Consider the following 13,651-nt stretch of genomic DNA (forward strand, 5'->3'; position numbering starts at 1 on the left):
GTATGAACAGTGCCGGTGCCTATAATATGGCTGTTTTTGTGATGCACTTCATCACTGGAACCCTTACCTTTACCAAAAGAAGCATTCCCCATCCACCCTGTACCACTGGTACCATAACTATACCCAACATTCATCGAAGCGCTTTGGTTATGGTTTTGTGTGCTTTGCGTGTTTTGGGCACTTTCAAAGATGATATCTTCACCTGCTCCCATGGTGATATTCCCGCTCTGCTCATCATTTGCATAGACTGGATTGGTACCAGCGATAATATCAGCGCCAACACTATGAATGCTGCCTTTGTGGGCTTGCATATTAACAGCGCGTCCTGCTTCTATTGTTGTGGTCATCGCAGTGGAACCTTGAGAAGAAGCTTCTGCTTTCTCAAAGCCCACTGTCATACTGCCAGATGCACCAGCCTCGGTCAAACCGCTTAACGTATCCTGTGGATTGCCCCACGACTTTGGCTTCAAAATACGCATCACCCGTAATGAAACCTCACCCCTGCCTTATTGTCGACTATCTTAACCACCAAATTAAAAGTGCCTGTTGCGTGGATAAAGAAGGAAACAGCTTTGATCCTCTACTTCATTCGTGATTTTATCCAACGACCTTTTTAACGATGGGGAGAACGCTTTGGTGATCGCTTTTGTAAAGCTTTTTGCTTTTGCTGACGTTTTCTTTCATCCTCAAAATGCGTTAGTAAAGCGCGTTCCTGTTTCGTTTTGTTGGTCACACCAAAGGTGTCATTGTCCATAAATTGCTGATATCCAGCTAGCATCAAATTAGCTAAAAACGAGTCACTTTTCAGAGGTTGTACAAAATAGAGCCCCTTTGAATCTTGCAATTTATACCGGAAACCTGCTTTTTTCATGCACTCATAAACTGAGGCAAATTCATTTGCATACGAATTCATATCACTAGAAGAAGCATAGACTGGTTTCCAACCACATTTTGATAAGGATTGTTGGATCATCGCTTTATCGACACCTGGTTTTTCCCATAATGCTAAAGTTGATGGAGGAGGTTGGTTAACACATCCAGTGATACTTAACAGAGCTATGCAGCTCAATATTTTTAAGATTTTCTTCATTTTTCCCCTCTTTCAATGGATTTATTTACGATAAAACAGCTCGGAATCTTGTTGATATTTCCTGTCACCGCTGCTTAAAACAACGGTGAACAATATTGAGATGATGGATTGAGGGAACAATCGCGCCATTCCAAGCGAAGGCAAGGATGGCGGATTGTTGGTCATTACAAACAGCAAGACTTAAGGATAGCATTCATATTGTTCTGGATGCTTTTTACAAAAAGGGCTGTTCAAGCGCTTCTTGACACTGCGCTGTGGGATGACAGCACCTGGACGACAAATGGGCAAGTTTTTCTCTTTAAAAGTATAACACCAGTTACCTCTCCCTTTATAGTGGAATCCTGCTTGGAGCATACAAGCATGAATTGTTGCTTTAGCATTAATGCTTATATTTTCGCTTTCTGGATCGACATCATAAGGGGTTGGCATACCACATTCTAACAAGGCTTTTCCTATCTCAGTAAAATCTGCTCCAGACTTCTCCCACATACTTAGATACCCTGGAGGAGGCTTATCTATGTTACATCCAGCTACACTAACCAAAACTATTCCGCTTAATAATTTCAAGATTTTCTTCATTTTTTCCTCCCTGAATATTTTGAATAAATTGGCGTACGATTAGGTGAACCGTAGCGCCATGTACAAGCATCACCGGCATTACCATAACAAGCATGAACACTGGGGTAGCCCTTAAATATTTGCCCTCTCTCTTTCCAAGGACCACTTCCAGGAGGTATTTGCTCAAAAGTGTAAGGATTTTTGCCAATCTTTGTACCCACAAAGTCATATTTATGATTTTCCAAGTTTACGTAATCCTGCTTTCCATCACTTAAGATATATAACGTATCTGCCATGTTTTGAGTATTATAAGCTGGTCCAAAGAAATTAATCGTTGTTTTTTTGCTATACCATGAACACCATGCTTTTCTAAATCATGCGATCCATTGCCCGCTGTCATACTGCCGCGGCTATGCGCATCAGTATGCAATCCTATATTGCCAAGGCTATACAACAGATTCTGGTACTTCTTCGTCGAATTGGTCAGAGCACCCAACTTACCTTCTAGAAAATACTGATACCCTGCAATGAACACCTCTACCAAGCGCGAATCGCTATGAGGGAACATCAGAAAATAGTGCGGATCATTCTTGTTATCAGCCAACTGAACCGCATTATGGGCTGCTTCATCTGGTGTTGTAAAAATACCATTGAGGAACACATGCACCTTGCCATCATAACCAGCTTGTAAATGCTTTTCTCCCTCTGACGTTAAATAGTGATATAGAGGAAACAATCCCACCATTCCAAGTGAAGGTAAGGAGGGGGATTGTTGATCATCACCAATAGCAACACTCAAGGTTTGCATTCAGGTTGTACTGGACTTCTTTTACAAAACGGGCTGTTTAAGCGCTTTTCGACACTTCTCTGTGGGATGACAGCACCAGGCTGACAAATGGGCAAGTTTTCGGCTTTATAGTTTTGACACCAAGTTCCTCCCCATTTATCTTTATAGTGGAATCCTGCCTGAACCATACAGGCATCAATTGTTGCTTTTGCATTGTTGCTTCTCTCTCTATTTTCTGAATCAAGATCAATAAGGCTCGGCATTCCACATTCTAATAAGGCTTTTCCTACCTCAGTAGAATCCGCACCTGACTTCTCCCACATACTCACGTACCCTGGAGCAGGTTTGTCAATGTTTTCAATGTCACATCCAGCTATACTTAATAAAACTATCCCACTTAATAATTTAAACAGCGTATTCATTTTTTTCTCCATAAATAACCTAAACCTAAATTATCTAAAATTGCACGAGGTGCATAAATTTTTGCATTATGATTTGTTCCATAATTACGTTCACACGCATCACCCGCATCAGCATAACAATTATGGGTGCTAGGTTTAAAGCCGCGTAGCGCTCCCACTTGCTCTTTCATTGGAATTGCTGGTGGAAATAATACATAGGGGAACTTCAAGGGTACCTTATAAGCAGTAGGTGGATTGTGACCAATTTCTGTACCTATGGGATCGAATATATGGTTTTGTAAATAAATATGATCTTTTTTACCATCACTCACATAATAGAGTGCATTCGCTATTGATTGAGAGTTATCAGCTGGTCCAAAAAGATAGATATCTGTTTTTTCTGCTATACCGTGAATGCCATGCTTTTCAAAGTCACGCATTCCATTACCCACTGTCAGACTACCACGGCTATGCGCACTAACAATAGCATTATCATTGCCATAACGATAGATAAAATCTTGGAACTTCTTGGTCGAATTACTCAATCCCCAAGTGTTACCCTCCCAAAACTTTTGATAAACTGCTACCCCTAATTCTACCAGCACATCGTCAGCTTGGGGAAAGTATGTAAAATAAAGAGGACCATTTTTATTAACAGCCAATTGGACAGCATTACCCGCTGCCTCATCTGGTGAATTAAAAATGCCATTGTAGAACATATAAACAGCACCATTAGGGCCTTTTTGTAAATGCTTTTCTTCCTCTGGCTTTAAAAAGTGATACAGAGTGATATATTTTCCATCGCTGCCTTTTATATACTCTCCATTTTCATCGGTTAGATAGAGGACATTGCCATTTTCATCATGCGCAACCTCACCCACTGGATGGTCAACATAAAATGCCATTTTACGAACCCCATCCCATATATCAAACCATTCATCTACCCATTTATTTCTTATACCTAAACGATTACGCAATATATCCTCAAGCGGTGCGACATTGAGCTGTCCTACTGCCTGGTGTGCTGCTGCGGTGTTGCGGTTGAGAGAGCCAATGATTTGTCCAGCATCTTGCCCCATCGCCCCCTGTCCAGTTGTATCAGTAAGGATGATAGTCCCATCGCTGATAGCAGATTTGGTTTCCCCTTCTGCTCCATCCTTGGCTTTGCCGTGATTTAAAACATTCTTGGCAATGTTCTTTATCGTGTCATTCCCAGAAATGCTAAACCCATGGCTGCTGGCTTTAGCATGGGCACTGTTGCTGATATCACTGGTGCTGATGCTTCCTGTGGTCAGACTGTTTTTGTCCGCCGAGGCTATGCTGGAAATAAGTCCTCCAGTCAGCGTTGTTTTGTCTTTAACGTTGATCTTAAAGCCGCCATCACCCGCTTTGATGCCTGATTGTTCCACAACACTATGATAATCACTAGAGGATTTATCCTTTTGGAAAGAGGCGCTCATGGAGCCCCCACCACCCGTTTGTCCAGCACCAAACCCAACAGAAACAGAGTTTTGCTTGCTGGAAGTTTGCCCCGTATCACTGCGACCGGTAATGGCAAAACTACCCCCTACTTCCATTTCTACACGCTCTCCAGAAACCACGGCGCCTGCCAGTATGGTGTTTGCCCCACTCGTGGTATGAACAGTGCCGCTACCTATAATATGGCTGTTTTTGTGTTGAACTTCCTCACTGGAACCTTCCCCTTGACTAAAAGAAGCACTACCCGTTGCCCCTGCGCCACCCGTGCCATAACCGGTGCCAACACTCATTGAAGAACTTTCACTGCTGTTTTGTGTGCTTTGCGTGTTTTGTGCACTTTCAAAGGTGATATCTTTACCTGCTTCCATGGTGATCTTTCCGCTCTGTGCATCATTTTCCAGCACATAGATTGGATTGGTACCAGCTATAATATCGGCTCCAACACCATGAATGCTGCCTTTGTGGGCTTGCATGTTGACAGCGCGTCCACCTTCTATGCTATCTGTCACCGCTGTGGAGACTTGAGAAGAGGCTTCTGTTTTCTCAGTTTTAAAGCCCACGGTTACACTGCCAGATGCGCCAGCCATATTGGCAAGAGCATCCTTGGTGGAGCCCCCCAACCCTCCTAATGGGCTACTCAGTCCTTTGGTTATGTTCCCCTTTTCCCCTGTGTTGCCAGTCAGCCAATTAACAAAGGTTTTGCCTTTACTATAAAGATGACTGATTTTCATGCCGGTCAGTATGCCATTAAGAACGGTGTTATTTCCATCCTTATTATTCATGTGATCTGCGGCATCTTTTAGTCCTTGTACCGTGCCAAGGACACCGATATCAGCAGAGGCTGTCACACCAGCAAAAGACTTTTCATGCTTTTCTTTTGCGTTAGAGGTATCATGGCTTTCTGATAGGGTGATATTATTGCCAGCATCAATGTTGACATCACGATCCGCCGTAACATTGGTCGCTTGTAAATTCACATCATTGTCAGCAGTAATCTGCACATCTTGGCGCGCCGTGATGTGTGATTGTGTGGAAGTGGTTTCCCATTGATCGCCCGTATCTTTAGCGCTTGCAATTCCAACACCTACAGAAGCACCGCTTTTGCTTTTTTCAAACTGAAACCCAAAACCTTCCCGCTCTTCTTGAGAGTTTGACTTATGGCTATTATGACCAACAAGCACATTGACATCATGCGCTGCCGAAAGGTTAATATTCTCACCGGCAAGATCAGAGCCAACAATTGTCACATCTTTTTTCTTGGCAGTGATGTTGATCGTGCCATCCGCATTGAGAGAAGAACCTTGATGTTCAAAACTCTCTTCATTCTCTGTCTTTCCCTCACTCCCGTATATCGACACAAAGCCCTTGCCTGATCCCACACCAAAACCTGTTTCATGGGTCTCTGAATGGCTCTTATGATGATCTGTCATGCCATCAATCGTCACACTTTCTCCGCTCACATTGATATCTTGACCGGAAAGCAGATGAGAAGCAGAAATCTTGGCTTCTCCTTGTGCGTCTAACACAATGTTGCCCGTCGCCCCAAGGATAGAGGAGACCGTTGTGCTATGCGATTGAGATGTATCGGACGATTCCTCATGCAAAAAGCCACTTGATGACGATTGTGCTTGCTGGTCCAAGTGTTCTTGGGCGCCTTTGATGACAATCTTTCCCCCAGAGTGAATGGTAATATCCGCTTGTTTCTGTTCTCCTGGTGCTTTCTCTCTTGACGTTTCCTCTGCCTTCCCGGCTACAAGCGTCGAGGCGACAACTTCCGTGTTGTTTCCGGAATCAATAGTAATGCCTTTGCCCCCTGTTATGAGTGAACCGGAAACTTCTGTCGCATCAACCTTGTTATGCTCAGATTTGCTGCTACTAAACACCCCACCCTCTTTGTGATACGACATCTCATAATGTAAGCTATCCTCTGCATTGGTGATGAGAATATCGTTGCTGGCTTTCAGCCCTACCTTGCCCTCAGCCGCAATGGAACTACCTGTGATAGTGAGATCATGCGCCTTGCCATCCTGCCCTGCAATGACCGTGGTATCACCTCCCGATTTTATCGAAGATCCAACCGCATGAGAAGCTTGCATGTCCACTTTCGTGTTTTTGGCGCGAAGATGATATTCCATCTCATCGTTTCTCACCCCTATTGTTATCTCCCCTTTCGCACCAAGTCCAACATTGCCCTTCGCATCTATATCGGAAGCAGCCATATGGATATCTTGACCTGAGATGACAGTGGTATCTTTTCCAGAACTTAAATGAGAGCCATTGTGTAAGGTGACATGGGAGGTTTGCCCATCCCGCGTATGATTGTCCATGCTGTTGCGTGTAGCATCAATCGAAACATTGCCCTCAGCTTGTAAGGAAAGATTATCCTTTGTTTGAACATCAGAGCCTAAGATATTCAAATCTTTTCCAGAGGCAAGTGTCGTCGAGCCTCCAGAGTTGACTTCTGATTTATGATGCATGGTGGCATCACCCTGTTCATCATGGTAATGGGTTTCTGCTGAACCGATTGTCAAGTTGCCTTGTTCTGTAGCCATGGCAAGATCGCCCCCGGTGGTGATCCCCACCCCTGAGGCGGTGATATCTTGCTTAGCAATCACGCTCACATTACCACCAGCAGAAAGCGCCTCGGTGTTTAATACAGTCTCCACGCCGTCAACCGTTGTGCGCCCTGCATCCAAACGAATATTCTTCTCTGCAACTAAAACAGCATCACCACCCGCCGCAAAATGCCCCCCTTGACTGAGGATATCCCCGCCATGCACATGCAATTGGTGGTTTGCCGCAATCCGCCCTGAATTGGTTATCGTGGAATTGCTTGTATTCTGGCTGGTGATATTGACATCATCGCCCATAATCAAAGCCCCAGCAGAAACAAAGGAGGATCTGTCTTTTTCGGGGATATAAAGCACCGGCGCATAAACATCCATGCCCTTGACCTGTTGGTGCACATAAATCACCATCGGGGCTTCTAGGGACGCCAATTGTTCTTCACTCAAAGCCTCACCAAAGGGGAGATTGTGTGCTTTTGCATATTCCGCCCCGACATCCAGCAAGGTTTTGACTTGTTCAATGGCATCACTTCCAGGAATAAAGGAACCTTTGCCCAAACCTTGACCAACAAGATCACGCATTTGTTTCTCAATCAATTCCTTTTCGAAATAAGCATCGCCTAAGAAAAAAATCTCCCGATCAGGATTGTAACCAATTCTGTTCAAATAATAGGCTGAGCCATAAAACTTGCCAACATCAAGGAATTCTGCCCGCGTTTCATAAAGGAAATTCTGGTTGGGCAGCGTGCCCCCAACCCCACCCGATTGGGGCTTTGGTAAAGGAAGCCCCTCAGAAAGTTCCCCTGCATTATTGAGATCTACTTTTGGTGTAAAGAGAGCACCAGCCCCGGTTAAACCACTTAAGTCCTCCAGTGGATTGCCTTCAACGGTTTTTGCCTCAAAATGCGCATCCCCTGTAATCGAACCTTCCGCTGCCGTGTTATTGAGTTGATCAACCACCAGATTCAACGTGCCACCCGCTTGAACAAGACCAGGAACGCTCTCCAAAGCTTCTGAACCAATCTGGCGATCCTTGCCATTGGCTATATCTAAAGAAACATCGCGGCTTCCATCAGCTTTATAGCCATAACAACTGTCTGTATAAGCCTGACAACCAAGATAGGTTTTTTTATAAGCCGTTGCCCCTAAATTGGTCAGCACATTGGCGTGGATATCAGCATTCCCCCCTGCTCTCATAGTGCTATAATGGTTGTCAATATTATCAGCGTTAATGATGAGATTGCCGTGAGATTGTATCATCCCCTGAACCGTCGGTTTATGCGAAAACCCTTGCGTGACAGTCTTTTCTGTCATGTGTGACCAGTTACTATTCCCAAACCATCCTCCCCATCTATCACCATTCCATCGATAGCGTTTTACGAACTTTTGATCATAGACAGGCTTAAATTCCCAAGTAAATGCCTTGTAGACTGTTCCATTGCTTGAAATTGCGGTGCCATAGGTTTCTTCTTTGCTCGACCAAAGAGGAACATCCAAGAAAATTCTTACGTGCCCGTCAAAAGGTCCGGTATGACTTTGATGTTCGTGCCCCTTTCCCCAGAGGTTGGGACCATCTTGATATAACATCCCATCACTGAGTTGGTCAGAATCCTTTGGTCTTTGGAAAGAAATATCGCTATATTCCGTTTTTTCCGTGATGACGGGCGTGCTATCGGCTTCGTTTTTTAGAGTGTTGGTTTGGATATTTAAATTTCCACCTGCTTGAATAAAGCCCGCTTTGTTAACAAGCGAAAGGCTTTTTCCGCTGCCAGCTGCATTGGTAAAAAACAAATCACCTTCTGCCATTATAGCGCCAAAATCATTGAGAAAATCCCCATCAACTTGTAAAGCACCATTGCCCTTCACATAAATTAAGCCCGTTTTGCTATTCGTCACATTGCCCGTCACGCTAAAGACTAAATCCTGTCCTGCTGCCAATTGACCGCTATTTCCAAGCTCCCCCGTTTTGATCACGAAATCTCGTGCTGCTAAAACAGAGCTGCCCTCATCCACCATAACGCCTGGAGCAACAAAGAGAATATCTCCAGTCCCCCCCTCATCTGTCACGGCTTGTAGCCGCGCATTGTGAATCTCAAGAGCATTGGTGCTGTTAAAATCTAAACCACCATAAGTCAATTCACTGCCCGAGACATCAATATGATCTGCAATTAAATACAGCGTTTGCGGCGTGTAAATATGAGAACGATTATTGCTTAAATCCAGTGTCGGTGCTGTCAACCTCACATCCCCCTTAGCAGACAGCACATTCTCAACACTGATCCCTCCAGATACCGATGTCAATGTGGCTGTGCCATAGCCAATGACCTGATCATAATAAATGTCGTTGCCAGCAAAAATTTCAATATTGCCACCACTGGCAATCTGCCCAACCTTCACCCCTTCTTTTGCTGTAATCAAAAGAAAGCCCTTTTCATCTAAAATAAGATCCCCTGAATCGCCCGTAGAAACGACACCTGTCATCAGTGTGCCTGCATCAAGGCTGCCAACCTTTAAAACAGCCTTTTCACCCGTCATCAGCGAAGAAAAGTCAACCGCCCCGCCCCCAATATTTACCTTGCCATGAGCTAAAAGTTGCCCAAAATGAACGGGGGCATTTGTTTCTGGTTGTGCTTGAATGGCAACATTTTGATGCGACAGAATTGTTTCAGAAACAGAAAGCCCGTTATGAGAAACCAGAGTGATATCTCCTGCTCCATAAACACTTTCAGCAACAATCGCACCTTGACTGCTCTGAAGATCAACATCCCCTTGGGTGCCAAGAACAACAACACCAGAAGCACCCGTTGCCGCCATATCAACCCCACCGGCTAAAAAATGAGCTTGTATATCACCACCGGCATGTGCCTTGAGGTTCCCTTGCGCTAAAACAATCCCCTCAAGCTTCAAGTCTCCACCCGCTTCAAGAGCCATATCAGCGCCTGACCCTAGCCCTGAAACTTGAAGTGTCTGGCGCGAAGACAGCTCCATATTACCCCCAGAGGTTGCCTTGCCGGAAATCGATAAAAGCCCATCCTGCGCCTCTATTTTCAAATGACCATCAGCGCCAACCATCTCTAACGTCACATCCTTATGTGCTGCAATATCAATATGCTTTTTCGAGGTGATGTGTTTTGCCAATACGCTCTGGCTTTTCGATTTGAGAACAACACCCCCATGACCAAACACATTCTTCAACGAGATTTTTCCATCAGCAGAAAGATGCAACTGCCCCGCATTAGCCGCCATATCATGGCGCATACGAACCCCAACACCTTTTTCCGTCGCCACAAGTTTTATTCTGTCCGCCTGTAGAGCCCCTAACGCAGAACCATCTATCGCATATTCCGGTTTACCAGTAATATCAGTTAGCTCTTTCATTTCCCGTGAAGCATAATCAAAGTGACCCGTCCCTGCTGTCACTCCAATCTCCTTGCCCGCAACAGCTCCTTCAAAATGCACCGTGCGTGAGACAATATCGACGATATCAACAGCCCCTTGGCCTGAGAAAAAATTGGCTCCCTTTGCGCCAAAGGTGATGTCCCCACCTCGTACCTCAAAGCCTTTCAAAAAACCACTCGCATCAATTTCGGGTACACCTGTGGTTAAGGTCGCATGGGGCGTATTGATAAAACCACAACCATCACAGCTTATCCCATTGGGATTGGCTATAATCACATCGGCAGGGCGCCCAAAAACCTCTCCTGGACCATGAAGTGCACTGCGCTTGCTGCTGGTCACTTCATTTAAAATCACTTTCGCCGAACCCGTAACACGCAAATGCGGATTGCCCGGCATAATGCCCCCCAACTGCGATTGCCCTACTTCTTGCGCATGATTGTTCCAAATCACACCTGCATTGCCAATATTAAAATCATCATATTTATTGTGTGATAAGCCCTTGCCATTGGGGGTAACAATATCAATCGAGGGAACCCCATTGGGCGCTGCCACTATATCCGGACGATATGCGCTACCTGCGTTAGGATCCACAGTAATTTGCGCCTGTAACGCTGAAGGTGCGAACAAACAAGAAAAACCAAGTCCCCAAAATAAAACCTTTTTGAGCATCGTACTGGAGACCAAAACACCTAATAAAGCGGCTCTTTCTGCTCTCTTCTCATATCTCATACGTTAACTCCCCAATAAAAAACGCTTAAAGTTCCATTGTTAATGTCATCAAAAATGTTCCTGATTTCTTGTGCTTAACTGTGCTCCAAAAAATACTGGAATAACTAGCATCGAGAGAGACCATGCCTCCCGCAAGCTTGACACCTGCTGTCCAACCGGCAAGCTGATCACTCTTAATCCCATACAAGGGTTGTGCGAAAACACGCCCATAATCCAAACCAACATAAGGGCGTAGTTCACCAAAAACCTTTTTGAAGGTTGCGTGATTGCTCCACGGAATGGTGCGCAACAACAAATCATTCCGGCTAAAAAAACCGTTATTGCCAAAAAGCAAACTCTCACGCGTGCCACGAACATTGGAAGCGCCCCCCAACGAAATCTGCTCAGCACCCAATAAATTATGCGGTGAATATTGACCACTCAAAAGATTGCTCAGTATAAAGTCCAAGCCCCCTACCTTAAAAGGCGTCATAACACTGAGTGTTCCGGTAAATTTGGCAAATTGTGGCTCCGCATCCCCTGCTCCTGGATCGTGCTTCTTGACAGAATGAAACAAGGGGATCCCTTGCAAATAACTTACATCAAAAGTCCACGTTCCCCCCAACATCTGGCGAGAATGCGAAATCCCAAAATTGGCGACGCTATATTGACGACTGCCCACTTCAATCTTATTGCCAAGAAGGTAATTGTTGGTTCTTTTATAAGAAAGACCCAAATTCAAGGTTGTAAGGGAAACACCATCACGGTAAAGAACCCTGCTTGTACTGGCGTGCAACTCACTGGAATCCCCCGTCGTCTCAATATCGGTAAAATTGCCAGGAATAATACTTTGGTAATTATAAACAGTGCCATTCAATCCAAAGGTCCAATAACCGTACGGAATACTCACACTCGCTGAAAGATTATTACTATGTCCTTCTTGCTTGCTCCCACCCCAATAATCTGTCTGACTGCGCTGATAGTTAAAATCCCACGCATCATTCATCCCTAAAATATTTTCTACCCTCAAGCCCGCACTATAACGCGCATAACCTGTAGAGGATTGCCCCATATTGTCATGAGAAACAGTAACCTTGAAAGTTTTATCGGGATGATTGTTAATATTGACAATGGTGCTCCCTTCTTCACTCCCTGGAAGAAGTTCACTTTGAGCGTGCGCTGAACTCAAACGGTTGATCTGATCAAGCCCCTGTTCAATATCGCGCATGTTCAAAACATGACCTTTCAGCCCAGGAAAAGCACTCCACACAACATTGTTATAACGAGACGCCGGTGAACCATTATAGTAAATATCTGAAAGTTTGCCCTCAACGACAACAAATTTGAGCGTCTTGCTGTTTTTGATATCTTGATCAGGAATGTAAAAACGCGCCGTTACATAGCCTTGATCCAAATAAACTTTGGTTAACTTCTTGATTAAGAGCTGAATATCGACAAGCCCGATACATCTTCCAATATAAGGCTCTGTTACGGCTGATATAAAGCGCTTTTTGACATGATGCACTCCCTCAACAACAAGAGCATGAATGGGAAAACATTGTTTCCCACCCAAAAGCGTTTCTGGATTTTGCTCTGAAGGCGTCTTGATCCTTTTAGGCGTTAAAGACCGTAATTTCTCAATTCTTTCTAATTGCTGCTTTTCTGATTGTTGGCGAGAAAAATTATCGGTTGGGGAATGAAAAATAGCCGATGACCGCGCATAAACACTTACACCTGTAAACAAGCCAAAGAAAACAACAATGGCACGAAAAATTCTCAAAAGAGAACTCTGGCGTAAAAATACAGAAAACAATACAGATTGCCCCCGCTTTGCACACTTCATGAAGCATTCTTTAAAAGAACTTCATGGAACCTCTAACAAGCCCACTCAAAACAGCCACTGCCCTATGACGCTTTTAACAAAAGCACATGCCTCTGTTACCAAAAAAGTGACACCCAAAAACTGCTCTATTTTAACTGCTGAAGATTTCTCCCCCACATTTATGTAAAGAAACCTTTAAACAAAACTGTTTAGCCCGTCAATGCTTAATACATCAATATCCCCAGTTTAATGCTACAATATATTTATCAATAATTAGAGATAAATTCACTCTCCAGCCCCTCTAAGCCACTCAACACGCATATAAACGAGACATCATGCTATCAAGCACATCCTGTCGTCAAAAACCATCATAGAAAACAATAAAGAACCTCTTTTGAAGTCTTAAGACAACCACGCAAAACTCTTTTTATGCCATTCTCATCAAGGAACTTTTTTCCATAAGCAAATGATCTGAGTGACTTTGTAAAAAGAGTTTTGTCAGTCTTGTCAGTTTAGTCAGTTTAGTCAGTTCATTTTAGCCCCTATAGTATTTTTTTAATGAGATAAAAAATTAAAAACATTATATTTCAATATGTTAGTATTTTAATGATACAACCCATAAATACAATCAATAATATATATTTGTCAGTTATCTGTCAGTAAATTGAACTGACAAAAGTGATCATTTTACTGAGTAATTAAAACGTGCTTTATGAAAAGCATATGATCCTTTAAAGCCTTTCAAAAGAAAGGGGGTATAATCATAAGAAATGCTATCAAGATCATTATGGTTATGAGTTTTGAAGAGGTTTTGAGTTTTGACGGTTGCTGCTTTTATAT

7 protein-coding genes and 1 pseudogene are annotated in these 13,651 nt (G+C 43.9%); all 8 read right to left on the reverse strand.

The features are described from left to right. Positions 1-416: pseudogene (locus ACFIKU_RS08685) on the reverse strand (hemagglutinin repeat-containing protein); the annotation flags it as partial. 197 nt (positions 417-613) lie between these two features. After that, positions 614-1,090, reverse strand: a complete 477-nt coding sequence (locus tag ACFIKU_RS08690) for a hypothetical protein (protein WP_375657262.1) — start codon at positions 1,088-1,090, stop codon at positions 614-616. A 180-nt stretch (positions 1,091-1,270) separates the two neighbouring features. Continuing rightward, the gene (locus ACFIKU_RS08695; protein WP_375657263.1) at positions 1,271-1,669 is read right to left on the reverse strand and encodes a hypothetical protein; all 399 of its coding nucleotides are present in this window, start codon (positions 1,667-1,669) and stop codon (positions 1,271-1,273) included. Further along, positions 1,666-1,893, reverse strand: coding sequence for a hypothetical protein (locus ACFIKU_RS08700; protein ID WP_375657264.1), 228 nt, complete (start codon positions 1,891-1,893; stop codon positions 1,666-1,668). Before ACFIKU_RS08700 ends, ACFIKU_RS08695 begins: the two co-directional genes overlap by 4 nt. Positions 1,894-1,919: 26 nt before the next feature. Beyond that, positions 1,920-2,456 carry a hypothetical protein gene (locus ACFIKU_RS08705; protein ID WP_375657265.1) on the reverse strand — a complete coding sequence of 179 codons (537 nt, stop codon included), beginning with the start codon at positions 2,454-2,456 and terminating at the stop codon, positions 1,920-1,922. Further along, positions 2,444-2,857 carry a hypothetical protein gene (locus ACFIKU_RS08710; RefSeq protein WP_375657266.1) on the reverse strand — a complete coding sequence of 138 codons (414 nt, stop codon included), beginning with the start codon at positions 2,855-2,857 and terminating at the stop codon, positions 2,444-2,446. Before ACFIKU_RS08710 ends, ACFIKU_RS08705 begins: the two co-directional genes overlap by 13 nt. Continuing rightward, the gene (locus ACFIKU_RS08715; RefSeq protein ID WP_375657267.1) at positions 2,854-11,010 is read right to left on the reverse strand and encodes a hemagglutinin repeat-containing protein; all 8,157 of its coding nucleotides are present in this window, start codon (positions 11,008-11,010) and stop codon (positions 2,854-2,856) included. Before ACFIKU_RS08715 ends, ACFIKU_RS08710 begins: the two co-directional genes overlap by 4 nt. Before the next feature lie 25 nt (positions 11,011-11,035). Continuing rightward, complete coding sequence (locus ACFIKU_RS08720) at positions 11,036-12,832, reverse strand: ShlB/FhaC/HecB family hemolysin secretion/activation protein (protein ID WP_375657268.1); 1,797 nt, start codon at positions 12,830-12,832, stop codon at positions 11,036-11,038. Between the last annotated feature and the right edge of the window lie 819 nt (positions 12,833-13,651).

It is taken from the genome of Bartonella sp. CM120XJJH (assembly GCF_042194715.1).
GTDB lineage: Bacteria > Pseudomonadota > Alphaproteobacteria > Rhizobiales > Rhizobiaceae > Bartonella.

Bases quoted from the DNA above. Each gene is read 5' to 3' on its own strand.
- ACFIKU_RS08710 (WP_375657266.1), bottom strand. From the start codon at position 2,857: ATGAATACGCTGTTTAAATTATTAAGTGGGATAGTTTTATTAAGTATA.
- ACFIKU_RS08720 (WP_375657268.1), bottom strand. From the start codon at position 12,832: ATGAAGTGTGCAAAGCGGGGGCAATCTGTATTGTTTTCTGTATTTTTA.
- ACFIKU_RS08705 (WP_375657265.1), bottom strand. From the start codon at position 2,456: ATGCAAACCTTGAGTGTTGCTATTGGTGATGATCAACAATCCCCCTCC.
- ACFIKU_RS08695 (WP_375657263.1), bottom strand. From the start codon at position 1,669: ATGAAGAAAATCTTGAAATTATTAAGCGGAATAGTTTTGGTTAGTGTA.
- ACFIKU_RS08690 (WP_375657262.1), bottom strand. From the start codon at position 1,090: ATGAAGAAAATCTTAAAAATATTGAGCTGCATAGCTCTGTTAAGTATC.
- ACFIKU_RS08715 (WP_375657267.1), bottom strand. From the start codon at position 11,010: ATGAGATATGAGAAGAGAGCAGAAAGAGCCGCTTTATTAGGTGTTTTG.